Source organism: Streptomyces sp. NBC_01707 (assembly GCF_041438805.1).
Lineage (GTDB): Bacteria > Actinomycetota > Actinomycetes > Streptomycetales > Streptomycetaceae > Streptomyces.
This window is the reverse complement of sequence record NZ_CP109190.1, coordinates 761,329-785,392: the sequence shown is the minus strand read 5'-3', so window position 1 is coordinate 785,392 and position 24,064 is coordinate 761,329. Positions and strand designations below refer to the sequence as shown.

At 68.5% G+C, this 24,064-nt stretch carries 19 protein-coding genes; 6 read left to right on the top strand and 13 right to left on the bottom strand.

The window, feature by feature from the left end; translation table 11 throughout:
• Positions 1-52 precede the first annotated feature (52 nt).
• Positions 53-904, top strand: a complete 852-nt coding sequence (locus tag OG963_RS03645; protein WP_362275034.1) for an endonuclease/exonuclease/phosphatase family protein — start codon at positions 53-55, stop codon at positions 902-904.
• A complete protein-coding gene (locus OG963_RS03640) occupies positions 901-2,493 on the top strand; it encodes an alpha-amylase family glycosyl hydrolase (RefSeq protein ID WP_093771054.1) in 1,593 nt (530 codons plus the stop codon). The genes OG963_RS03645 and OG963_RS03640 overlap by 4 nt, the downstream gene beginning before the upstream one ends.
• A 437-nt stretch (positions 2,494-2,930) precedes the next feature.
• Here the strand turns inward: OG963_RS03640 and OG963_RS03635 are convergent, their stop codons facing one another.
• From OG963_RS03635 to OG963_RS03620, 4 genes are all read right to left on the bottom strand, one after another.
• Positions 2,931-3,818, bottom strand: a complete 888-nt coding sequence (locus OG963_RS03635) for a carbohydrate ABC transporter permease (protein WP_093771056.1) — start codon at positions 3,816-3,818, stop codon at positions 2,931-2,933.
• On the bottom strand, positions 3,815-4,810 hold the full coding sequence (locus OG963_RS03630) for a carbohydrate ABC transporter permease (RefSeq protein WP_093771058.1): 996 nt from the start codon (positions 4,808-4,810) through the stop codon (positions 3,815-3,817). The genes OG963_RS03635 and OG963_RS03630 overlap by 4 nt, the downstream gene beginning before the upstream one ends.
• Before the next feature lie 4 nt (positions 4,811-4,814).
• Positions 4,815-6,059: an extracellular solute-binding protein gene (locus tag OG963_RS03625; RefSeq protein WP_093771060.1), complete on the bottom strand. Its 1,245-nt coding sequence runs from the start codon at positions 6,057-6,059 to the stop codon at positions 4,815-4,817.
• A 196-nt stretch (positions 6,060-6,255) separates the two neighbouring features.
• The gene (locus OG963_RS03620) at positions 6,256-7,305 is read right to left on the bottom strand and encodes a LacI family DNA-binding transcriptional regulator (protein WP_371798361.1); all 1,050 of its coding nucleotides are present in this window, start codon (positions 7,303-7,305) and stop codon (positions 6,256-6,258) included.
• An 80-nt stretch (positions 7,306-7,385) separates the two neighbouring features.
• Here OG963_RS03620 and OG963_RS03615 point away from each other — a divergent pair, with 80 nt between their 5' ends.
• Positions 7,386-7,904, top strand: coding sequence for a hypothetical protein (locus tag OG963_RS03615; RefSeq protein WP_371798360.1), 519 nt, complete (start codon positions 7,386-7,388; stop codon positions 7,902-7,904).
• Here the strand turns inward: OG963_RS03615 and katG are convergent.
• Complete coding sequence (katG, locus tag OG963_RS03610) at positions 7,857-10,046, bottom strand: catalase/peroxidase HPI (protein ID WP_371798359.1); 2,190 nt, start codon at positions 10,044-10,046, stop codon at positions 7,857-7,859. The two genes, OG963_RS03615 and katG, sit on opposite strands and share 48 nt — an antisense overlap.
• A gap of 603 nt (positions 10,047-10,649) precedes the next feature.
• Here katG and OG963_RS03605 point away from each other — a divergent pair.
• A complete protein-coding gene (locus tag OG963_RS03605) occupies positions 10,650-11,078 on the top strand; it encodes a Fur family transcriptional regulator (protein ID WP_093771068.1) in 429 nt (142 codons plus the stop codon).
• 129 nt (positions 11,079-11,207) lie between these two features.
• Here the strand turns inward: OG963_RS03605 and OG963_RS03600 are convergent, their stop codons facing one another.
• Complete coding sequence (locus OG963_RS03600; protein ID WP_371798358.1) at positions 11,208-12,770, bottom strand: DUF4139 domain-containing protein; 1,563 nt, start codon at positions 12,768-12,770, stop codon at positions 11,208-11,210.
• Between the two features lie 3 nt (positions 12,771-12,773).
• Positions 12,774-14,846 carry a DUF4139 domain-containing protein gene (locus OG963_RS03595; protein ID WP_371798357.1) on the bottom strand — a complete coding sequence of 691 codons (2,073 nt, stop codon included), beginning with the start codon at positions 14,844-14,846 and terminating at the stop codon, positions 12,774-12,776.
• Between the two features lie 109 nt (positions 14,847-14,955).
• On the opposite strand from OG963_RS03595, the gene OG963_RS03590 reads away from it, so the two are divergent.
• Positions 14,956-15,591, top strand: a complete 636-nt coding sequence (locus tag OG963_RS03590; RefSeq protein WP_093929903.1) for a DUF1707 domain-containing protein — start codon at positions 14,956-14,958, stop codon at positions 15,589-15,591.
• Positions 15,592-15,634: 43 nt separating this feature from the next.
• Here OG963_RS03590 and OG963_RS03585 read toward each other — a convergent pair whose 3' ends face one another.
• The 5 genes from OG963_RS03585 to OG963_RS03565 form a co-directional block, all read right to left on the bottom strand.
• The gene (locus tag OG963_RS03585) at positions 15,635-16,045 is read right to left on the bottom strand and encodes a VOC family protein (protein WP_371798356.1); all 411 of its coding nucleotides are present in this window, start codon (positions 16,043-16,045) and stop codon (positions 15,635-15,637) included.
• Between the two features lie 320 nt (positions 16,046-16,365).
• Positions 16,366-18,417: a beta-galactosidase gene (locus tag OG963_RS03580; protein ID WP_093929948.1), complete on the bottom strand. Its 2,052-nt coding sequence runs from the start codon at positions 18,415-18,417 to the stop codon at positions 16,366-16,368.
• A 118-nt stretch (positions 18,418-18,535) separates the two neighbouring features.
• On the bottom strand, positions 18,536-19,879 hold the full coding sequence (locus OG963_RS03575; RefSeq protein ID WP_093771080.1) for an ABC transporter substrate-binding protein: 1,344 nt from the start codon (positions 19,877-19,879) through the stop codon (positions 18,536-18,538).
• Positions 19,880-19,978: 99 nt separating this feature from the next.
• Entirely contained in the window at positions 19,979-20,914 is a 936-nt protein-coding gene (locus OG963_RS03570; protein ID WP_030932503.1) for a carbohydrate ABC transporter permease, read from the bottom strand.
• A gap of 4 nt (positions 20,915-20,918) precedes the next feature.
• Positions 20,919-21,845: a carbohydrate ABC transporter permease gene (locus OG963_RS03565; protein ID WP_093771082.1), complete on the bottom strand. Its 927-nt coding sequence runs from the start codon at positions 21,843-21,845 to the stop codon at positions 20,919-20,921.
• Positions 21,846-22,128: 283 nt separating this feature from the next.
• On the opposite strand from OG963_RS03565, the gene OG963_RS03560 reads away from it, so the two are divergent.
• A complete protein-coding gene (locus tag OG963_RS03560; protein WP_093772209.1) occupies positions 22,129-23,127 on the top strand; it encodes a LacI family DNA-binding transcriptional regulator in 999 nt (332 codons plus the stop codon).
• Between the two features lie 140 nt (positions 23,128-23,267).
• On the opposite strand, the gene OG963_RS03555 is transcribed toward OG963_RS03560, so the two are convergent.
• Positions 23,268-23,891 (bottom strand): class I SAM-dependent methyltransferase, encoded by a 624-nt coding sequence (locus OG963_RS03555; RefSeq protein ID WP_371798355.1) that lies wholly within the window; start codon positions 23,889-23,891, stop codon positions 23,268-23,270.
• Positions 23,892-24,064 lie beyond the last annotated feature (173 nt).

Sequence of the window (24,064 nt, the reverse complement as noted above, 5' to 3'; positions counted from 1 at the left end):
GGACCGAAGGAATTGCCGACTCCACCCCGAAGTCGCTTTCGGAGGCGAACGCATGACGGACAACGATCCGCCCTGGCTGCGGGTCATGAGTTTCAATCTGCATGTCGACTGGCCCGCATCGCCCCGCCCCTGGCGCGAGAGGCGGGACGTGGTGGCGCACCTGCTGCGCATGGAGCGGCCTCATCTGATCGGTACGCAAGAGGGGCTCCACGGACCCCTGCGGGATCTCGAGGCCGACCTGGGGCCGGAGCACTACGGCTGGATAGGCCAGGGGAGGGAGGGCGGCAGCCGCGGAGAGTTCATGGCCATCGGCTACGACCGCACACGGCTCCGGCCTCTGGAGTACGACCACTTCTGGCTCTCCGGCACCCCGCAGGAGCCCGGCTCCAACACCTGGGGAGGCAGTTGGCCCCGGATGGTCACATGGGTGCGCTTCCATGACCTGTCGGGCGGCGGCGAGTTCTTCGCCGCCAACACCCACTTCGACGACGCGAGCGCATACGCCCGGGAGCGCTCCGCCGAGCTCCTCACCGAGCGGCTCGACACGCTCGCACCCGACGTTCCGATCGTCGTCACCGGTGACTTCAACACCCCTGCGGGCGACAGCACCGTCCACGCGGCGCTCCTGACCCGGGCGGATCTCGTGGACACCTGGGAGGCCGCCGAGGAACGCGGCCCGGCCCACGGCACCTTCCACGACTACCGGCCGCCGGTACCCGGCGGCGACCGCATCGACTGGATCCTCGCGTCCCGGGGCACCCGCGTGCGACGGGCGATGCTCAACGACTTCGCACCGAATGGCCGTTACCCCAGCGACCATCTGCCCGTACAGGCAATCCTGCGCACCGCACGCCGACCCCACCCCGCCCGTCATCCCGACCCGCGAAGGACCCCACCGTCATGATGTCCCCCCGCCCCGCCACCGAATGGCTCGCCGACGCCGTCCTGTACCAGATCTATCCGCAGAGCTTCGCCGACTCCAACGGCGACGGCATCGGAGACTTCGGCGGAATCGAGGCCAGGCTGGACCATCTCGCCTGGCTGGGCGTGAACACCGTCTGGTTCAACCCGTGCTTCGCCTCGCCGTTCCTCGACGCGGGCTACGACGTCAGCGACTACCTCACCGTCGCGCCGCGCTACGGAACCAACGACGACCTCGCCCGGCTCACCGATGCCGCGGCGCGCCGCGGCATCCGCGTACTGCTCGACCTGGTCGCTGGCCACACCTCGGACCAGCACCCCTGGTTCACCGCTTCGGCCGACGACCCGTCCGACGACCGCTACATCTGGGCCGACCCGGCGGACCCTGCGGCACTGCCGGACGGATTCGTGGCCTCGCCGGGCACCCGGCCCGGCTACTACCTGCCGAACTTCTTCGACTCCCAGCCCGCCCTCAACTTCGGCTACGCCCGCATGAACGAGGCGGAACCCTGGCGCCTGCCCGTCGACGCCGAGGGACCGCGCGCCAACCGCCAGGCCCTGCGCGAGATCATGGACCACTGGCTGACCCTCGGCCTGTCAGGGTTCCGCGTCGACATGGCGGCCTCCCTCGTCAAGGACGATCCCGGCCAGGCGCAGTCCGCCGCGGTCTGGCGGGAACTTCGCAGCTGGCTGGATGGCAAGCACCCGCAGGCGGCGCTGCTCTCCGAATGGGGCGACCCCGCAACGTCCGTCCCGGCCGGTTTCCACGCCGACTTCTTCCTGCAGTTCGGCCCCAAGGACGACGGGCTCGCGCTGCGCTCCCTGTGGAACAACTTCGAGGGCACCGTCAGCGAGCAATGGGAGCCGCAGGCGCCCTACTTCGACGCCGAGGGCAAGGGCTCCCCGCGCACCTTCCTCACCGACTGGCGCGACGCGACGGACGCCGTCGGTGACGCCGGCTTCATCTCCCTGCCCACGGCCAACCACGACTTCTCGCGCCTGGCCTGCGGTCCGCGCACCGCCGAACAGCTGCCCGCCGCCTTCGTCTTCCAGCTCACCTGGCCCACGCTGCCGGCGATCTACTACGGCGACGAGATCGGCATGCGCTACGTGCCCGACCTGCCCGGACACGAAGGCAGCCGGCTGGGCCCCCGCTACAACCGCGCCGGCTCCCGCACCCCCATGCAGTGGGACGACTCACCGAACGCGGGCTTCTCCACCGCCCCGGCCGACCGTCTCTACCTGCCCGTCGACCCGGACCCGGGCCGTCCGACGGTCGCCGCCCAGCGCGCCGACGACGGCTCCCTCCTGCACCTGGTGCGCCGCCTCATCGCACTGCGCAAGGACGTCCGAGAGCTGGGCGCAGCGGGCAGCACGGAGGTCCTGCACGCCGACTATCCACTGGTGTACGTCCGCGGCGGCCGCTACCTCGTGGTGGTCAACCCACGCCGCGACGCCGCCGGGACTGCCGCTCCCGTGGGCAGGGCCGCCCCCCTGGAGGCACGCGGCGTCACTGTGACCGGCGACGGGATCCGGGCCGAAGGCTTCGGATACGGCATTTTCGAGCTCTGAAGGCGGCTCCTCACACAGGGCGTCCTCGAACCTCTGACCGAGGCTCCTCGCACGGCGACGGGCCCCTTCGCACCCGGCGGTGGGGCCCGTCGCCGTGGGGGCAGGCCTCGGCCCAGCGGACGGTGAACTCCGTGCGCCGCACGCACAGCACCAGGCGCCCGCCCTCGTACGAGGGCGCGGCGGACAGATCATTGCGACGCCTGCCGGGGTTCGTGATCACAGCCCGGAGCACTCCTTGAGGTTCAGCGGACTGCGGGGGAGGCAGGCGCGGGGCCTGCGGCAGGCGCGAGTGCGAGGCATGAGCCGCGGCCCGTGCGGGGCCAACACCTGGAGCGAAAGGCGTGGATACGACCGCGGGTGCCGTGCGGGACCGGCCGTCGTCAGGAACGGCCGGTCCCGCACGGGCTCAGGGGAGGCGGAGCGTCGTGGCCGGAGGGCTACTTGAGACCCACCGTGGCGATGCCCTGCGTGAAGAAACGTTGAAGGAGGACGAAGACGAGCAGCACCGGGAGCACCACCAGGAAGGCCCCCGCCATCAGGACGCCGTTGGAGCCGTCCGCCTTGGTCGGATCGGTGGCGAAGGTGGCCAGGGCCACCGGCAGCGTGTACTTGTCCGGGTCGTTGGTGGCGATCAGCGGCCACAGGAAATTGTTCCAGGAACCGAGGAACACGAAGATCGTCAGCGTCGCCAGGGCGGGCTTGACCAGGGGCAGCACGATCCGCCAGAAGATGAACCACTCGCGGGCTCCGTCGATGCGGGCAGCCTCGAGAAGCTCGTCCGGAATGGCCGTCATGAATTGCCGCATCAGGAAGACCCCGAAGGCACCCGCCGCGAACGGCAGGATCAGCGCCGTGTAGCTGTCGATCAGCCCCATCTGGCTCATCATCACGAACTGGGGGAGCAGCATGAGGTTGCCCGGCACCATCAGCGCGCCGAGGACGATGCCGAACACCGGCTTCCTGCCCACGAAGTTCAGCTTGGCCAGGGCATATCCCAGCATCGAGCAGAACAGCAGATTGCAGACCGTGACGACTACCGCCACCAGCACCGAGCTGAAGAAGGCCTGGCCGACGTCCATCTTCGCCAGCAGATCCCTGAAGTTCTGCAGCGTCCACTCGGTCGGAATCCACACCGGCGGGCCGGCCCCCAGCTCCTGGGGAGTCTTGAAGGCCGACAGTGCCATCCACAGGAACGGCGCGGCCATGGCCAGCAGACCGGCACTGAGCAGGATGTAGACCAGCGTCTTGCGACTGCGGGCGCGCGAGGACCGCGGCACGGTGCGGACCATGGGTGCGGTCTGGGCTCGGGTCTCGGTGGCGCTCATACTGTCTTGTCCTTCAGCAGACGGAGCTGGAGCAGCGTGACCGCCAGGACGATCACGAACAGGACGTACGCCATGGCGCTGGCGTAACCCATGTGGAAGAAGTTGAAGCCTTCTCGGTACATGTGCAGCGAGATCGTCAGCGTGCTGTCCGACGGACCGCCGTCGGTCATCACGAACGGCTCCTCGAAGACGTTGAGGAAGCCGATGGAGGTCATCACCGCGACGTAGAGCATGGTCGGCCGCAGAAGGGGGACCGTGATCCTTCGGAACTCCTGGAAGACCCCCGCACCGTCGATCCTCGCAGCCTCCCGGACGTCGGTCGGGATGGCTTGGAGCCCGGCGAGGAAGAGGACCATCGCGGTGCCCATGTTGCGCCAGACCGCCATCACGATCAGGGAGGGCATGGCGAGCGCCTCGGAGCCGAGGAAGTCCGGTGTGTCCAGGCCGATCTGGTGTCCGAGTCCTGCGACCAGCCCTTCACCGGGGTCCAGGACGAAGCGCCAGATGACGGCGACCGCCACGATGGCGGTGACCACGGGTGCGTAGAAGCCGACACGGAAGAAGGTGCGCATCCGGTCGATTCCGGAGTTGAGCAGCACCGCCGCCAGCAGTCCGCTGCCGATGGTCAACGGCACGCCGAGCACCACGAAGTAGCCGGTGTTGAACAGTGCCCGGACGAACTTCTCGTCCTCGAAGAGCTTCGTGTAGTTGTCGAAGCCGACGAAATTCACCGAGAGCGGGTCCGTGACATTGCGGAGGCCGAAGTCCGTGAAGCTCATCACCAGCGTGGCGACGATGGGAAACGCCATGAAGGTGAGGAAGAGCGACAGGAAAGGCGTGGAGAAGAGCCAGCCGGCCAGATTCTGCCGGGACAGCCGGTCCCGGCCGGGCCGGGACGCCCCTGGCGTGGCCCGCGCGCCCGTGACGGCCGGGTGCTGTGCGGTGCCCGGTGCCCGTTCCGGCGCTCCTGCCTCGGCGGCGGTGCTGTTCATGCGGTCAGCCCACCAGGCCCTCGGTGGACTTCTGGAGCTGCTTCGCCGTTGCGGCCGGGTCGGCACCACGCGCGATCTTCTCGAGGGCGCTCTCGATCTGGGCGGCGAACTCGTTCCACTTGGCCATCGGCGGGACCGCTTCCGCCGTGTCGAGTGACTGCTTGAAGGTGCTGAGGGACTCTCCGCCGCTCTTGAGAGCGGGCTCGTTCCATGCGGCCTTGTTGGCGGGGAGCGACTTGGCTATCTCGTACCAGTGCGCCTGCATCTTCGGCGTGCTGAGGAACTTGGTGAACTCCTCCGCGGCGGCCTTGTGGTCGCTGTCCTTGAAGGTGACCAGGGAGGCGCCCCCGACCCAGGACGTGGAGGTCTTGTCGGCCGGCACCGGCACCACCTTCCACTTCCCCTTCAGCTGGGGTGCCTGGTCCGTGATGTTCTGCACCATCCAGGGGCCGGACTGGAACATCGGTGTCTTGCCCGAGGCGAACCCCTTGAGGACGTCCTCACCCGGCACGAAGTTCTTCTTGGCGAGCCCGGCGTCGAAGTAGTGGCCGAACTCCGTGAACGCCTTGACGGCCTCGGGGGAGTCGAGGGCGGGCTTGCCGTCCTTGCCGAGCAGTTCGCCGCCCGCCGAGTACAGGTACTGCAGCCAGCCCTGCCAGGCGCCGGTACTACCGGGCTGGAGGGCCGTGCCCCAGTCGGCCCCGGCCTTGCGCTGGTACGCGGAGGCGAGGTCGCTCTGTTCCTTCCAGGTGGTCGGGGCCTTGGTGACACCGGCCTTGTCGGCGAGGTCGGTGCGGTAGTAGAGCGCCCGGGTGTCGGCGTACCACGGCACTCCGTAGACCTTGCCGTCCTGGACGTTGCCGTTCCAGGCGGCGGGGAAGAAGTCGTCCTTCTTGAAGGTGTTGGTGTCCACCGGCTCGAGGGCGTCCAGGGAGATGAACTCGCCCATCATCGTGGAGCCCATCTGCGCCATGTCGGGCAGCTTGCCGGCAGCCGCGGCCGCCACCAGCTTCTGGTGGACGACATCCCAACCGACGGGGGTCACCTTGACGGTGATGTTGGGATGTTCCTTGGTGAACTCCTCGGTGACGGACTGGAGTCGCGCACCTTCCTCGCCCATGGCCCAAACGGTGACGGTCTGTTCGGCGTCGGCCGCGACCCCGTTGCCGCCGCTGCTGCCGCAGGCGGTCAGACCGACGGCCGAGACCACTGTCATGGCCAGGCCGACGGACTTGGCGATGCGAGACATGTGACTCCTCCTCGAGTGCATGTGTGCGTTTCATGTAAGCGCATCATGTATGCGCTTACACATTGGCGCACGGATGACCCTGCAGCATGCCTCGGGTGGCCTCAAGGGGCGCGTCGGTAACACTTTCGTAAACGTGCGGAATTCCGTGTGCCGCAGAGGTGTTTTGCCCCGCTCGCGGTGCGGTCGGCTGCGACGTTCACGGCGTCGCGCAGCCGCAACTGGCCCGCCGCATCAGCGACACCGGCAACACCCGTGCCACGCCTGCCCGTTGGTGGTCCGCGATCCTGGCGACGAGAAGCTCGACCGCTTCCTGGCCGAGCCGGCCCATCGGCTGTCGTACGGTCGTCAGCGCGGGCCGTACCACGCGGCTCAGCGGGATCCCGTCGAAGCCGGTCACCGCCATGTCGCCCGGCACACCGATGCCGTGGGACACCAGCGCATGCAACGCGCCCACGGCCATCTGGTCATTGGCGAGGACCAGCCCCTGTGGGCGCTGCCCCGGCCGGTCGAGGAGCGCCTCGACGGCACGGCGGCCGGCGTCCTGGGTCAGATCGCCCCGCGCATCGGGCCGCTGCGGAATCGGTAGCCCCGCCTCGAGATGGGCCGCCTGGAATCCGCGGAAGCGCGCCTCGCCGTCGGGGGAGTCCGACGGGCCGCCGACGAATGCCAGTCTGCGCAGGCGATGGTCGGCGATCAGATGCCGGGTGAGCTCCAACTGGCCGTCGAAATTGGCCACTTCGATGTGGTCGTGGTCGGCGTCCCGGTCCCCGGCGAGCATGACCACGCGTAGCCGTCTCGCAATGACCTCCAGGTCCTCGCTCGCTATTCCGGTCTGGGCCAGCAGAGCGAGCCCGTCCACCCGCCCGGCGAGCTCGGCGAGTTGCTCACTCGTGCGTCCCTCGTGCGCCGCGGCGATCAGGAGTGCGTAGCCGCGCTGCCGGGCGGCGCGTTCCATGCCACGGATCACCTGGTCGGAGTAGAGCATCAGCTCGGTGTCGTCATCCGTCGGTACGTTCTCGGCGACGACGTCGTGGATGTCCGGGAAGTAGACGCCGAGGACTCCCGTCGTACGGCTGGCCAGTCCCCGAGCGCTGCCGCTGGGCACGTATCCCAGCTTGCGACCGGCGGCCAGCACCCGTTCCCGGGTGGCGGCGCGTACGGAGTCGGGATTGCGGTACACACGCGACACCGTCGCGATCGAGACGCCGGACTGCTCGGCGACGTCGTACACCGTCGGACTGCTCATGGTGCTGCCTTGCCTCTCCTGTATCCCGGGACCTGCGCATCCGGCAAGCCGTGTGACCTGCCCGAAAGCGCGTTCAGCCTATGGTCGGGCGCCGTTGCGGGGAAGAGATGGAGAGGGGGGCGAAGGGGCGGCACACGCCCGAAGCTCCCAACGGCTTCGGAGCGATGGACCGACGACCGGGGATCGCCGGCGGGACGGACCCTCAGCGGCCGTGGATTGACGGCCGGAGGCACCTCGTCGAGTGGGTGGAGAAGGTAATCCGGACCGTCACTTGGCCCGAACACGCCTTCCACGCACTCGAAGTGATGCCGGCGGTCAAGCGGTCGTCGGAGGAAGGCCGGGTCGTGGAGGTGGACAACACGTTCCCCGACTTCGAGTACGGCGCCCCGGCCGCGGCGGTCGGCGACGGCCGCGCGGAGTACGAACGAGCTCGTCATGAGAGCCGCAGAGTGCGGTCGATCTTCACACGCGCGGCTTCGCTGACCGGGCACTCCTGCCCGGATCCCGAGGATGTCCCGGCCGGCCATGCGTGGCCGGCCGGGACCTCAGGTTCAACGCAGGTCGAACCGATCGAGGTTCATCACCTTGTCCCACGCTGACACGAAGTCACGGACGAACTTCTCTCCCGCGTCCCGGGATCCGTAGACCTCCGAGATGGCCCGGAGTTGGGAGTGTGAACCGAAGATGAGATCGACGGTGGTGGCCGTCCACTTGACCTCGCCCGTGCCGTGATCCCGACCCTCGAACACGTTCGCGTCCGAAGCCGACGCCTTCCACTCCGTGCCCATGTCGAGCAGGTTGACGAAGAAGTCGTTGGTCAACGCCTCCGGCCGGTTCGTGAAGACGCCATGTGGCGAACGCCCGAATCCGGTGTTCAAGGCCCGCATGCCGCCGATCAGAACCGTCATCTCGGGAGCGGTCAGTGTCAACAGGCTGGCGCGGTCCAGGAGGAGAGTCTCCGGCGACAGCTTCTCTCCCGCCGGGAGGTAGTTGCGGAACCCATCCGCCCTGGGTTCGAGCACGGCGAACGTCTCTGCGTCCGTCTGCTCCTGCGAGGCGTCCGTGCGCCCCGGTGCGAACGGGACCGAGATGTCGTACCCGGCATTCTTCGCGGCTTGCTCCACGGCCGCGCACCCGCCCAGGACGATCAGGTCGGCGAGTGAAACCTTCGTTCCGCCGGTCTGCGAGCGGTTGAAGTCCTCCTGGATCCGCTCAAGGGTCTGCAGTACCTCAGCCACCTCGGGCAGGTCGTTGACCTCCCAGTCCCTCTGCGGCGCGAGCCGAATCCGTGCCCCGTTCGCCCCGCCACGCTTGTCGGTGCCGCGGAAGCTCGCCGCCGATGCCCAAGCGGTGGAGGCCAGCTGGGAGACGGACAGTCCCGAGGCGAGGATCCTGTCCTTGAGGGTGGCGCTGTCCTCTTCCCCGACGAGGTCGTGATCCACCTCGGGTACGGGGTCCTGCCACAGCTGCGGCTCGGGAATCCACGGGCCGAGGTAGCGCGAGCGGGGTCCCATGTCGCGGTGGAGCAGCTTGTACCACGCCTTGGCGAACGCTACTGCGAGCTTTTCCGGGTTCTCGTGGAAGCTCTTCGCGATCGGCCCGTAGATCGGGTCCAACTTCAGCGACAGGTCCGTCGTCAGCATCATGGGAGCGTGCCTCTTCGACGGATCGTGGGCATCAGGCACACTGTCCTTGGCCGAGGGATCGGTGGGAGTCCACTGCTTCGCACCGGCCGGGCTCGTCGTCAGTTCCCATTCGTACCTGAACAAGTTGTCCAGGTACCCGTTGTCCCACTTCGTCGGCTCGGAGGTCCATGCGCCTTCGAGCCCACTGGTGAGCGCGTCTGCGCCTTTGCCGCTGCCGTAGGTGTTCCGCCAGCCGAGGCCCTGCTGCTCGATGGGGCCGGCCTCGGGTTCCGGGCCGATGTATTCGGGATCGACCGCACCGTGACACTTGCCGAACGTGTGGCCCCCGATGATGAGCGCCGCCGTCTCCTCGTCGTTCATCGCCATGCGCCCGAACGTCTCGCGAATGTCCCTGGCGGCAGCGATCGGATCCGGGTTGCCGTTGGGCCCCTCCGGATTGACGTAGATCAGTCCCATCTGCACGGCACCGAAAGGACCGGTGAGTTCCCGGTCGCCGGTGTAGCGCTCATCTCCGAGCCATGTGTCCTCGGGGCCCCAGAAGATTTCCTCGGGTTCCCAGATGTCCTCTCGTCCGAAGCCGAACCCGAACGTCTTGAAACCCATCGATTCCATGGCGCAGTTGCCGGCGAAGACCAGAAGATCGGCCCAAGAGATTTTCCGGCCGTACTTCTGCTTGACGGGCCAGAGCAAACGGCGCGCCTTGTCGAGGCTCGCATTGTCGGGCCAGCTGTTGAGGGGGGCGAAGCGCTGAGCGCCGGAGCCGCCACCGCCCCGGCCGTCGGCGATTCGGTACGTGCCCGCGGCATGCCAACTCATTCGGATGAAAAGCGGGCCGTAGTGGCCGTAGTCGGCGGGCCACCAGTCCTGCGACGTCGTCATCACCTCGAAGACGTCCTGCTTGAGCGCGTCGGGGTCGAGGGTCGCGAACTCTTCTGCGTAGTCGAAATCCTCATCCAATGGATTGGACTGAGGCGAGTGCTGGTGGAGCACCTGAAGATCCAGCTGATTCGGCCACCAGTCCCGGTTCGCCTTGGGGCCGGTCTGCGTGGGGGCCGGGGAGGAGATCGCCGGGTTCTCGCTTTCGCTGCCGGACACGTCCGTCCTTCTTTCTGTCTCGGTGTTCCTTCTGCAGGTTCTTGCTTTTGACGTTGTTCGCCTGTCTGGCGTCGAGCGCAGTGACCCGCGCTCGTGGCACGTCATGACACCCGCCCATCGGGCGCCTGCCGGCCCACGGCCCGCCACGTGGGCATTCGTCCGACAAGAACCCTTCCTCGCGTATGACGCCGATGATTGTGCGGATTCGGCGTCCGTATGGTCGCGCACCGCGGACCGCACTGCTACGAGAACACGCAGAGCATCCCTGGCAACAAGAAATCGAAAGCCCCATTCGTTCGGGTCCGGTCTCCGGCTCAACGGCTGACGGCTGTTCCGCCTCCAGGAGTGTGAGCCGAGCGGCCATTTCTTGTCATCCTGCTCACTCCGCCGACGTGGTGAGGGAAATGGGAGGCTCATATGACGGCCTGACAAGTGATGGACAGGCGCCCTCGCCACGACGTGTGTGAAGCTGGCTCTGCCGGCACCACCGCCATTAAGGTCGGAGGCCAGGTCCAGAAGGTCACCAAAACCGCTTCCCGACGAGAGCCGGACATCGGCGGGTGAACTTCCGTTGTCCCATCGAACCTGAACAGGTGAACCGATATGAGTGGCCTGCTGGAGCGACTGCGAGGGCGTGGTTGGCGGATGACGTCCCAGCGACGTGTCGTTGCGGAGGTCCTCGATGGCGATCATGTGCATCTCACGGCCGACGAGGTGCTCGTCCGCGCGGCGGAGCGGCTGCCCGAGATCTCCCGGGCCACCGTCTACAACACCCTGGGGGAACTGGTCGCTCTCGGCGAGGTCATGGAGCTCTCCACCGACGGTCGCGCCAAGCGCTACGACCCCAACGCCCACCGCCCCCACCAGCACTTGGTGTGCTCCAACTGCGGCACCATCCGCGATGTCCACCCGGCTGGCGACCCGTTGGCCGACTTCCCGGCGGAGGAGCGGTTCGGCTTCACGGTGTCCGAGGTCCAGATCACCTACCGTGGGCTGTGCCCCTCCTGCCTTGCCGGTCCGCCACACGTGTGATCGCGGTCGATGGGTCATGGCCGGGCATCGACGTGCGGCTCGGACGATGCCGGTGAGGTGGTGCGCGGCCGGTTCCGAGCTGCGGGCGCCCGGCCGGAGCAGGTCCGGTACAGCGCCCCTCTGCCGGACTCAGAGCCCGGTGACTTTGGCGCTCGCCGACAGTTCGTAGACCAGGGTGACCGTGCGGCGGCTGCCGGGCGGGAGGGTGACGTCCCAGCGGGCGATGCCCTCGGGGTCGACCACGTCGGGCGCCGGGGAGCACGAATCCTTGTGCAGGCGTATCTCCACCGCCGAGACCTCGGAGACCGGGATCCGCTCCCGAAGGACGACCATCCGCTCGCCGTGCTCCCCGGGCCCGGAGAACCGGGACAGGTGCAGCCGGACCGTGCGTGTGACCACGGTCCGCTGGGTGATACCGGCGGAGTCGCGGGACTCCTCGGCATGCCGGATCACCCTGTAGTCGTCGCAGCTGCCGAAGGCCAGCTCGACGGGGGCGCCGGAGGCAGTGAAGTCCAGCGTGCCACGGCCGCTGAATCCGCTGCCGCGGACCAGGTCCACCGGCCCGGCGAGCAGCACGTGGCCGGACAGGTTGTCGAACCGCACCACCTGGGTGACCAGGGGGGACAACTCCGGTGAGCAGGCGTACTCGCTGCGCGCGTCCGTGGTGAATGCGGAGAGCGGCACTCGGTGGGCGCGGCCGTCACCGGGTACCGAGACCGGCGCAGGGGACCTGAGGACCCGCGCCTCACCACCGTCGTCCACACCCGGCAGCCCGAGCACCGGGGCCGGGCCGAGGGCCCCGATCTCCTCCTCGCGCAGCTCGACGTCGACCGTGCGGCGCTCCGCCGCGGAGCGGTCCTTGAGCGTCAGCCGGTCCTCGCCCAGCCGTGGCGGATCGGTGGCCTGCGCCGAGCGGGCCGTCGACAGCGTCAGCCGTACGTCCGACCAGTCCTCACCGGTGCGCTGCCAGACCATCGCGTCGGTCTCCAGTGTCAGGGAGTCCCCGTCGAGCACGGCCCGGTAGGCGGGCCGCCACAGTGCACACGGGGTGAGGTGACTCAGGCGCAGCCCGACCGGCCCGGCGGCCGCGGTCTGCACGGTCAACTCGACATGGCCGACCAGCTCGGCGGGCTCCTCCTCGGAGAGATGCATGGCCCGCTGTGCTTCACCGAGTTCGACAGCGAGTGCAGCGAGCCGGCTCTCCACCGTCCGGAGTTGCTCACCGTGGGCGTCCCGCTCGTCGTCCACCCGGTCCAGTTCGATGGTCCAGCGGGACCGTTCGGTCTCCCCTGAGCCGGCGCCTTCGCCGATCTCCCGCAGCAGATCGGTGGCGAGCCGGCCGAGCAGGTCAAGGCGAGCCTGCAGCCGGTCACGTCGCTGGCCCAGGGCCAGCTGCTCCTGTTCGAGGGTGTGTACGCGGTGGCGCAGGGCGGAGTCCTCGTCGGTGGACGACTGAGGCCCACGCGGTGTCCAGCTGCGGACGATCCGCGCGTCGAGCACGGTCGCGGGGTGATCGGCGGTCAGCTCGGCATGGAGCGTCCGGTCGACGACCAGCGCACTGACCGGCCCGAGACGCAGCCGCTGGACCCCGGCCTCGAGGTCGAGCACGACATCGCGCTCGATGTGGGCGCGATCCTCGAGGCACGTGACGGCGGTGACGGGGAGGGCGATCGGCTTCGGGGCCGTGGACATGTGTCAGCTCCTGCGGTTGCCGCCGACCAGGGCCTTGCCGGTCGGGATGCGGATCTCGTAGCCGCCGTCGAGGGCGGCGGTGGCGCCTGCGGGCAGTTCCAGTCGCCAGACGCGGGTTCCAGGCGCATGGCGATCGGGCTCCGTGCCGTCGTCGGGCGCCGTCCAGTCGGCGCGTTCCTCGATTCGGACGTCCGGTTCGGAGGTGACCGGCACCCGCTCGCGGACTTCCACGACGACGGGCCTTGCGAGCCCGTTGGCCAGCTCCACATGGACGCGGTGGTCGAGCACGGTGGTGTTGTTGCGCAGGCCCGCGGTCGATTCGTGCAGGTTCGTACGGCGGGTGACCCGGATGCCCTCGGCGGGCCCGAGCCCCACCCGGCGGACACCGCCGGGGGCAAGCGTGGGCAGTGCGGTGGTCAGCAGGAAGTCGTCGTCGACGGTGACCTCCACCGGGCCGGCCAGCAGTGCCTGGTCGGTGGCGTTGGAGAGCACCAACGTCGCGTACACGGTCTGCTCCACGGACGGCACGCAGAGGTATTCGGTACGCAGCCCGACCGGGATCTCGCCGACGGTGACGGTGTGCCAGGTGCCGTCCGACGGAATGTCGGCGCGGGCAGTGGCATCGAAGCGGTGGTCGAAGGAACCCGCAGACTCGCGGGGCCGCACGGCCTGTCCGGGCAACGGGAGCGCGGCCACCGCTTCGGCGCGGCGGCGGTACTCGGCCGCCACCGGGTCGAAGGGGGAGCCGGGAAACAGCCGGCCCCTGCGACCACCCTGTTCGTCGGGGCCGCACAGGACAAGGGCGGCGTAGTCGAGCTCGGCGCCGCTCGGCTGCGGCGGACCGGCCACCGGTGCCGGAGCGGGTGGCGGCGCGGCCCTGCCAGGAGCCGCGGGCGCCATGGGCTCACCCGCGAAGGACCTGCCGCCGGAACGCGGCCTGTTGCCCGGTTGCGAGCCGGCCGGCTGTGCGAGGGCCGGCATTCCGCCGCCGAAGACTTCCGGGGGAGCGCCGCCCGCGCTGCCGGGCGCCGGGACCGCACCCGGCGGACCGCCGTAGCTCTGCGGTGCCGACGGCGGGGGAGGCGGCGGTGGCGGAACGGGACCGGACGCGGAGCCGGCCGCGACACCCGTCCACACGGCGGTCGTGGCCGGGCCGGGGCCTGCCGCGTCGTAACCGGAGAACAGGTCGACGAGCCCGGCCGGGGGCTCGCGCCAGCCGGAAGGCGCCGGGGCGGGCTGACTCCGCCCGATCCGGATCGAGCGGAGCCTCGGCAGGTCGGTGCGACGCCGAAGATCGGCGGTGGCGAGGGCGATGCGCACGCCGGTCCAGTCCTCGCCGGTCCGCTGAGCGACGGAGGCACGCAGCACCAGACGGCCGCTGCCGTCGCCCTGACGGTGAGTGAGGCGGTAGGCCGGTACCCAGACGGCGCCCGGCACCCCGTATTCCAGCTCCAGCTCCACCTCCGCATCACCGGTGCCGTCGAGGGTCAGGACTGCGCAGACCGTGGTCTCCACGTGAGCTGACGGCGCGTCGGTGGAGGCGCGGGCCAGCCTGTCGGCGGCGACGGTGAGCTCGTGCTCGACATTGCGCAGTGCCTCATCCAGCTCGACGAGGCGGTTGTGCAGTTCCACCAGCCGCTCATCGACGAAGTCTGCGAGGTCCAGCCACGCATCGACCGGGGTGCGGCGGTGCGGGTCCTCGCGTTTACGGGCAGGTGGGACCGGGTGGAGAGCCCCGACCTCCTGGATCAGGCTCATCTGACGGTCCCGGCGTCCCTGCGCCGCCGCGTACTCGTCGCTCAGCCGCTCCACCTCGCGGCGCAACTCGTCGGGCGTGCCCGTGCCGAGCGGCTCGGCCTCGACCTCCACCCGGGCCTCGGTGACGCGTACCCCGGGAGCGCCCAGGGCACGGGCCCGCAGCGAGCCGGGGTCCAGCGAGCGGGGCAGTCCCGTCACCCGCACCCGGCCGTCAGGCGACACGCCGCCCCGGGCCAGGCGTCGGCAGACCGCGCCCTGCGCATACACCACGACCGAATCGAGGGTCGACCCCCACCTCGGTGTTGAATCAGCCGTCATGTGCTCCGCCCCCCGCCGTGTCCATGCTGAGCGAAGCGTACGCCCGGGCGGTCTGCGCGCGCGATCACCGATCGTTGCGGGACTCTCGGCTGTCCACCAGAATGCGGGCATGACGGGTGAACTCAGGCCGGCTGATGACTCTTCCGGGCATGGTCCAAGGCCCGAGTTCCGGGCATCCGACCGGGAACGGGACCAGGTCGTGGAGATTCTGCAGGTTGCCGCAGGCGACGGTCGGCTCACGGCGGCTGAACTGGACGAGCGCCTGGACGCCGCGTTGTCCGCGCGGACCACAGGAGACCTGGCTCGACTCACCGCCGACCTGCCGTCGGACGGAATGCCCCCACAAGCCAGAGACGTGGTCCGGATCGACCACCGTTTCGGCGACATCACACGCACCGACCGCTGGCTGGTTCCACGTCGTATGGAGATCCGCCTGATGTTCGGCGAGGCGAAGCTGGACTTCACCCACGCGGTGATCACCCACCACACCCTTCACATCGATGTGGACCTGCGCATCGGAGGAAACCTGACCCTGGTGACCAGACCGGGGATCGTCGTGGACACGGACGACCTGGAGCGCGGCAGCGGCGACATCAAGATCCGGCCCGCATCCGGCCCGGACACCGCCACTCTCCTCCGTGTGCGACTGACCGGACGGTCCCGCGGAGGCGACATCATCGCTCGACCCCCGCGACGGAAGCTCTCGGAGTGGCTGCTCCGCACGACAAGCAGCAGCGGCCGCTGAGCGGGCCGCCTCGCCGCCCGGCTCTGTGCCGGCCGTGCCTGCACTACGAGTTGGACCAGTCCCTGGTGGAGAGGACCAGCAGGTACCCGTCCGGGTCCTGGAGCGTCACGCCCCACGTATCCCAATACGGGTTGTGCGCCGGCACTCGCTTGCCGCCGTGCCGTTCGAGGCGTTCGACCAGGGAGGCAGGCACTGGTTCGCCGAGGTAGACGACCAAGAGGTCCTCGGGCGTCGGCTGTGGATCCACGGTGGCGGCGGGATCGTGCACGAGTTCCAGATGCCACCCGGCACCCGACCAGCCGACCATCAGGAGCGAGTGGTCACCCGGCGTGCCATCCGCCGCGTGCTGGTACAGAACATCGAGACCCAGACCCGAGATCCAGAACTGTTCCGCCGCGCCCAGATCACGTGACGGACGAGCGATGCGTACATGGGCTGTGGCGTCGGCCGGCATGTGCTACCCCTGGTCGGAACGGAGCTGTCGTGCGGCGACCGCTCATCATGAGGAGCCTAACGAGCAGTCGAGCACGCGCCCATCGGGCGCTGGTCCTAGGTCTGCCTCGGAAGCTGTGGTGACAGCGACCAGAGCGGCTGTGACCAGCACTTCCGAGACAGGCCAGGGATTCGACGTACGCGGCCGGCGGTTCTCAACCCCTCTTCGATGCCGTGCGCGGGGCTGCCCGCGAGGGGCGCTACGGAGCGACTCTCGGCGGGTTGCGCGGCCGTTCAAGGGGTGCCGGAGGGGCAGTGCTGTATGTGTGACGAACCCCGTCGTCAGGTCGCCGGCTGCCGCAGCACGGCGACGCCCCTCGGGGAGAGAACGAGGGCGTCGTCATCGCCTGCCCGACCGATCAGGAGGTCTCCGGCGAGTCCCGTCACCGGCACCGTCGCGTCGGTCCGGTTGACCAGGAAGAGGTAGCGGCTGTGGTCGTCGCGACGCACGATCAACTCCACATGTCCCCTTACGTCGTCGGGCAGTTCACTGCCGACACCGGCAGAGGCGAGCAGCTTCGGCAGCAAGGCGGTGAGGCCCTCCGCACCCAACCGGGTGGAGACGTAGGCGGCCGATCCCTGGCCCACGGCGCGGCGGGTTACGGCGGGGCGGCCGGCGTACGCACCACTGCGGTACTCGGCCAGTACCTCCACCGCGGGGTCGGTGACGGTGATCCGGTCGGTCCACAGGGTGCCCGACGTGGCGTCGTCCAGCGCGACTTCGACAGTGTCGCCGTCGAGCATGGGGCCGAACTCCTCGATGCGGATACCGAGCAGATCGCGCAGGGCTCCCGGGTAGCCGCCGAGCCAGATGTGGTCGTTCTCGTCGACGACGCCGGAGAAGTACGTGGTGACCAGATGGCCACCGTTCTCGGTGTACCTGGTGAGTTCCTTGGCCAGCGCGGCGGGGACGACGTGCAGCACCGGCGCGATCAGGAGCTGGTATCGATCGAGATCGGCCTGTGCGGTGACGACGTCCGCCCGTACGCCGAGGGTGAGGAGGGCGGAGTACCAGTCGAGCGCCTCCTTGCGGTAGTCGAGGAGGGAAGTGGGATGGGAGTCCTGTTCACTCGCCCACCACGACTCCCAGTCGAAGATGATCCCGACGCGTGCTGCTTCGCGTTCGGATCCCGCGACCGGCGCCAGCGTCCTGAGGGTCCGGCCGAGGTCGGTCACCGCGCGAAAGGCGTCACTGTCGGGCCCGGCGTGCGGCAGCATCGCCGAGTGGTATTTCTCGGCGCCGGCCGCCGACTGTCGCCACTGGAAGAAGCACACGGCATCGGCGCCGTGCGCGACGTGCAGCAGTGAGTCGCGGGCGAGGTCGCCGGGGAGTTTGGCCAGGTTGACGGCTTGCCAGTTGACGGCGCTGGTGGAGTGCTCCATGAGGAACCACGGCCGTCCCCCCGAGATTCCGCTGACGAGGTTGGCGGAGAAGGACAGTTCGTCGCGGGCCTGGGGGCCGGGCGTGACGTAGTGGTCGTTGGAGACGAAGTCGATCTCGTCAGCCCAGTCGGCGTAGTTCATCCCCTTGGTGCCGCCCATGACCATGAAGTTCGTGGTGACGGGAACATCGGGCGTGATCGCGCGCAGCACGTCCCGCTCCGCGCGCAGATACTCCTTCAGCGCGTCGGAGGAGAAGCGCTTGAAGTCCAGCTGCTGCGTCGGGTTCGGGTGGGATGCGGCCAGCCGGGGCGGCAGGATCTGCTCCCAGCCGCTGTACCTCTGGGACCAGAACGCGGTGCCCCAGGCGTGGTTGAGTCCGTCGAGCGTGGTGTACCGGGCGCGCAGCCAGTCGCGGAAGGCGTGCGCGGCGTCGTCGGAGTAGTCGTAGATGTTGTGGCAGCCCAGCTCGTTGGAGACGTGCCAGGCCACCAGCGCGGGATGGTTCGCGTACCGCTCGGCCATCGTCCGCACCAGGCGCAGCGCGTGCTCGCGGAAGACGGGCGAGGTGGGACGCCAGTGCTGCCGCGCCCCCGGCCACACCGTCTCACCGGAGGCCGTCACCGGGAGGATCTCCGGGTGCGCCGTGGTGAGCCAGGGCGGTGGGGACGCGGTGGCGGTGGCCAGGTCGACTCCGATGCCTCCCGCGTGCAGCAGGTCCATGACCTCGTCGAGCCAGGAGAAGTCCCACTCGTGCTCGGCCGGCTGGATGCGGGCCCAGGAGAAGATTCCCACGGAGACGATGTTGACGCCGGCCTCGCGCATCAGCCGTACGTCCTCCTCCCACACCTCGCGTGGCCACTGCTCCGGGTTGTAGTCGGCTCCGTAGGCGAGGCGCGGAGTGGGATCACCGTCCGGCCCGTGGTGCAACTGGGACAGGAGGGTGGAGATCATGGTGGTCCTTCCGGTGTACCGCACGGGGAGGTGCGAGGTGATGCGTGGTTGCTTCCGGGAGGCTGTCGCCGCGAGCTCACTCCGCAGCGGCAGCCTCCGGGCGGCTGCTTCCGAGCGGCTACTTCTGAACGGTGAAGCCCTGCTCGTTTCCGTACTTGACGGAGGCGTCCTGCCAGCTCTTCAGACCGTCGGTCAGCTTGGTGCCGGATATGTAGGCCTTGCCGACGGTGTCGTTGAAGATCGAGTTGGCGTAGACCTGATAGGGCAGGTACGACCAGTCGGAGGCGACGTTCGCGGCCGACTCGGCGAAGATCTTGTTGGCCTGCTGTCCGCCGAAGTACGGGAACTCGGTGTTCTGGAACGAGCTGGACCGGAGATCGGCCGTGGTCGCCGGGAACGCTCCCGCCTTGAGCCGGGTCTGAACACCCTTGCCGGCGTTCGCGTACTCGGTGAAGGCGTAAGCGAGTTCCTTGTTCTTGCCCAGTGTGGGCAGGGCCAGGGAACTGCCACCGTTCTCCGCGCTGGCCTTGTCACCCGCGGTCCACGCGGGCAGCGGTGCGGCGCGCCAGTCGCCGGAGGCACCCTGTACGCCCGTGGCGAAGTTGGCGGGCATCCAGGCTCCGGTGGCAAGGGTCGCGATGGTGCCGTCGCCCAGCCCCTTGTACCAGTCGTCGCTCCAGCCGGTGATGGGCGCGAGCAGCTTCTCGTCGAGGAGCTTCTGCCAGACGGCGTTGTACTTCTGGGCGCCGGCGTCGGAGAAGTCGATCTTCACGTTCGTGCCGTCGACCTTGTAGGGGCGCGAACCAGCCTGCCACAGCAGGCTGGTGGTCTCACCGGCGTCGCCGGTGTCATTGGCGATGTACGTCTTGGGGTCGGCCTTGTGCAGGGCGCGGGCAGCCGTGAGGTACTCGTCCCACGTCGTCGGCACCTTGATCTTGTACTTGTCGAAGACCTTCTTGTTGTAGAAGAGGGCCATGGGCCCGGAGTCCATCGGCAGCGCGTAGACGTTCTTGCTGCCGGACTTCACGGCGTTCCACGGGCCGGGGGAGTACTTGTTCGCGAGCTTGTCGGCGCCGTACGGGGTCAGGTCGTCCAGACCCTTCGTCAGCGCGTACTGCCCCAGTGCGTAGTACTCGATCTGCGCGACGTCGGGGACGCCCTTCTTCGCGGAGATCGCATTCTGCAGGGCCTTGTACTGGTCGTTGCCGGTGCCCGAGTTGACGAGCTTGACGTGGACGGCCGGGTGTTCCTTCTGGAAGTCGGCGGCGACCTGCTTCAGCGTGGGCTCCCATGCCCACACCGTGAGGGTGCCGCCCTTCTTCAGGGCCGCGTCGATGTCCTTGGAGGAGACCGGCTTCGTGCTGGAGCTGTTGTCGTCCGAGCCGCCGCAGGCGGTCGCCCCCAAAGCGAGGGCCGAGACCAGGGCGAGGCCGCGCAGCAGGCGGCGGGGGTTCATGTGCATGGGAGTGCTTCCACTTCGTCGTGGCCGAAACCGTGCCTGATGAGGGTTGAGAATCTGTGGGGGAGACCGGGGGAGGTGCTGCCGTCCGGGGCTCCGGAGTTACTCCTTGACGCTTCCGGCGGCGAGCCCGGACTGCCAGTACTTCTGCAGCAGGAGGAACGCCGCGATCAGCGGAAGGATGGTGATCAGCGAGCCGGTGATCACCAGGTTGAAGACGGGTGTGCCGCCGGCGGTGGCGGCCTGGGCGTTCCAGCTGTTCAGGCCCAGGGTCAGCGGATACCAGTCCGGGTCCTTGAGCATGATCAGCGGTAGGAAGTAGTTGTTCCAGGTTGCGACCATCGTGAACAGCGAGACGGTCACGATGCCGGGTGCGAGCAGCGGCAGGACGACCTGGAAGAAGGTGCGCAGTTCGCCCGCGCCGTCGATACGGGCGGCCTCCAGCAGTTCGTCGGGGACGGCCTCGGAGGCGAAGACCCACATCAGATAGAGGCCGAACGGCGAGATGAGGGACGGGATGATCACCGACCACGGGGTGTCGGTCAGCCCCAACTTGCTGAACATCAGGAAGGTGGGGACGGCCAGGGCGGTGCCCGGCACCGCGACGGCACCGATGACGACGGCGAAGACGGCGCGTTTGCCGGGAAACCGGAACTTCGCCAGGGCGTAGCCGCCCAGGACCGCCAGCAAGGTGGCGCCACCGGCCCCGACCACGACGTACAGCACGGTGTTCAGCAGCCAGCGGGTGAAAACACCGTCGCTGTAGGTGAACGTCTCACGGATGTTGTCCCACAGGGCGAAGTCGCCGTTGAACCACAGCCCGAAGGAATGGGCCAGCCCCTCCTGGGTCTTGGTGGCGCTGATGATCAGCCATACCAGCGGCACCAAGGAGTAGAGGAGGACCAGACCGGTGAGCACGGTCAGCACCACGCTGCGTCGTGGGCGCCCGGGGCTGTGCCGGCGCGGTGTGCGCAGGCGGGGCACGGAGCCGGCCGAAGGAACTGGTGGCCGGGCGACGGTGGTGACGGGGCTGCTCATCGCTTCACGCTCCCTTGCGCATGCCGCGCAGCTGGACGACGTAGGCGATGACCATGGTGATCAGGCCCATGACGATGGCGACCGTCGCGGAGTAGTTGTGCTGCTGCCCCGAGAAGGACAGCGAGTACGTGTAGTAGTTCGGGGTGTAGTCGGTGGTGATGGAGTTCGGCGCCAGTTTCTGCAGGATGCTCGGCTCGTTGAACAACTGGAAGGTGCCGATGATCGAGAAGATCGTCGCGATGACAAGGGCACCGCGGATGGCGGGGAGCTTGATGGCGGTGATCACGCGGATCTGCCCGGCGCCGTCGATCTGTGCGGCCTCGTACAGCGATGCCGGGATGACGCGGAGCGCGGAGTAGAAGATCAGCATGTTGTAGCCGACGAACTCCCAGGTCACGATGTTGCCGATCGACGCCAGGATCAGATCGGGACCGAGCGGGTTGGGCAGCGATACGCCGAGGGCGTCGTTGATGTCGCTCACCAGACCGAAGCGGGTGCCGTACATGAAGCCCCACATGAGTGTGGCGACCACGGCGGGTACCGCGTACGGCAGGAAGATGGAGATCCGGAAGAAGTCCCTGCCGTACAGCCGCCCGCTGTCCAGGGCGAGTGCCACGAGCAGGGCGATGCCCAGCATGATCGGCACCTGAATCAGCAGGAACAGCGACACCCGCCCCAGGGAGTCCCAGAACTGGCTGTCGTGCAGGGCCTGTTGGTAGTTGTCCAGGCCCACGAAGGACGTGCCGCCGATGAGCTTGTCCCGGAAGAGGCTGAGGTAGACCGAATAGGCGATCGGCGCCAGGAAGACGAAGGCGAAGACCACCGCGAAGGGCCCGATGAACCCCCATCCTGTCCAGGAACGGCGGTCCCGTTCCACCGCCGGCCGCGCCGGACGACCGGGTATGGCCGCAGGGGGTTGTAGCGTCGTCATGTCGTTCCTCGCTCGTCCTTTTCGGAACCGGCGTCGCCCGCCGCCGCGATGTTTACGTAAACATGCCGTGCCGGAGAGGACCCCGGGCTGTTATGTTTACGTAAACATCCGATGGCGGCATGTCTACACTGCGCCATTGTTGGTGGTCAAGGGTCGCCTACCGAAACTGCGACTCAGGTGGAGAAGGAGACGGGTGGACACCGCGGACAGCGCCTCGACGGGCAAGGACCGGGCAGGCACGCGCACGGGCAGGCGGACCGCGCCTCGCACGCAGCGCGCGTCCATGGCGGATGTCGCCCGCCTGGCCGGTGTCTCCTCGCAGACCGTCTCCCGGGTGTCCAACGGATACGAGGGCGTCACCGAAGAGACCAGGCAGCAGGTGCTGGCCGCCATGAACGAACTGGGCTACCGGCCCAACAGCGCCGCCCGGGCCCTCAAGCGCGGTGAATTCCGCACCATCGGAGTCATCACCTTCAACCTCTCCACCACAGGCAATATGCGCACCCTGGAGGCGATCGCCACGTCCGCGGCGCAGGAGGGCTACGCCGTCACGCTCCTGCCCGTCGCCGTTCCCACCCAGGACGAAGTGCGTGGCGCCTTCTCCCGGCTGGGCGAGCTCGCCGTCGACGCTGTCATCGTCATCATGGAAGTGCACCTGCTCGATGCGGCGACCATCTCCCTGCCCCCTCATGTCCAGGTCGTCGTCGCCGACTCGGACGCGGGCGACCGGTACACCGTGGTCGACACCGACCAGGCCGGTGGAGCCCGTGCTGCGGTGCGGCACCTGCTGGACCTCGGCCATCGCACGGTCTGGCATCTGGCCGGTCCCGAGGAGTCCTTTGCGGCGCAACGCCGTGCCGATGCCTGGCGCGCCGAACTCGCCGGGGCGGGCCGCGTCCTGCCGCGCGTCGTGCGAGGCGACTGGTCGGCGGAGTCCGGCTATCGGGCAGGTGTGCAACTCGCCGACGAGAAGGACTGTACGGCGGTGTTCGCCGCCAACGACCAGATGGCGCTGGGGCTTTTGCGGGCCTTGCACGAGCGAGGCCGGAAGATTCCCGATGACGTCAGCGTCATCGGCTTCGACGACATCCCCGAGGCGGGCTCCTTCCTGCCTCCGCTGACCACGGTTCACCAGGACTTCGCCGAAGTGGGACGCCTGTGCGTCGAGGGTGTCATGCGGCGGATGCGTCATGGCGGGGCGGAACACGGTACGACGCTCGTACCCACAAAGCTTGTGGTCCGCGACAGTACAGCCCCGCCGCCCGTTGCTGCGGACGAGTAGTTCGGTCGAAGCCGTGACCGCCACAGGCGTGACCGAACCGGATCGTGGGTCCGAGTAGTTCCTTAGGTCGCCGCGATCGAGCGAGAAGCGGTTCGTCACCGGCTGGAGCCGTCAGCCTCTACGACACCACGAGTTCAACCTCAGTGGCAGCGGCGGGCCCAGAACAGAGTGTGCCCGCCATCGTCTTCGGGTACGAACTCCTCCTGCTCGACGACCAGGCCGGCTCGAGTGATCCAGGCTCGGTTGGTGGCGGCGTCGGCGTGACTCCACCACATGGCCGTCCCGGCCCCCAGCCAGTCCTCGTCGATGCCGGTCCAGGCCCGGTTGCCGGTGGTGCCCAGGAACCAACCGCCGGGACGCAACCATCCGGCGATCTTCTCCAGCAGCGGAAGCTGTTCATCAAGGGGGATGTGGATCAGTGCGTAGAACGAGACGATCGCGTCGAACGAGGACGGTTCGAAGTCCATGGCCGTGGCATCGGCGCGGATGAACTCGGCCTGTGGCACGAGCGCCCGGGCCCGGCGGATCTGCACCTCGCTGATGTCGACGCCCGTGACGCGGTGCCCTGCGGTCGTCAGGGTCCGGGCGACGGGTACCCCGCTACCGCACCCCAGATCCAGCACCGTGCCTCCAGCTGGGATCCGACCGATCAGTTCGCTGATCCACGGCTGGTATTTCGTCTCGGAGCCGTACGCCTGGTCATAGCGGAGGGAGAGCGCGTCGTACCCGCGCCGGACCAGGTCTTTGGGATCTTCGATGTCCACGTCGGGACACGCTAGCCACCCGCGCTGCCCGTCCGCGAACGATTTTCCCGCCCTCGACCAGGACGTCGGCCGGCTGCTGGGCGGCCTCGGGGAATTCCTGCAGCAGTGAGTGCAGACGAGTTCCCCGTGATCGGGTCAGGGGTGTGAAGCGGGCGATGGTGTGGTGCCGGCTC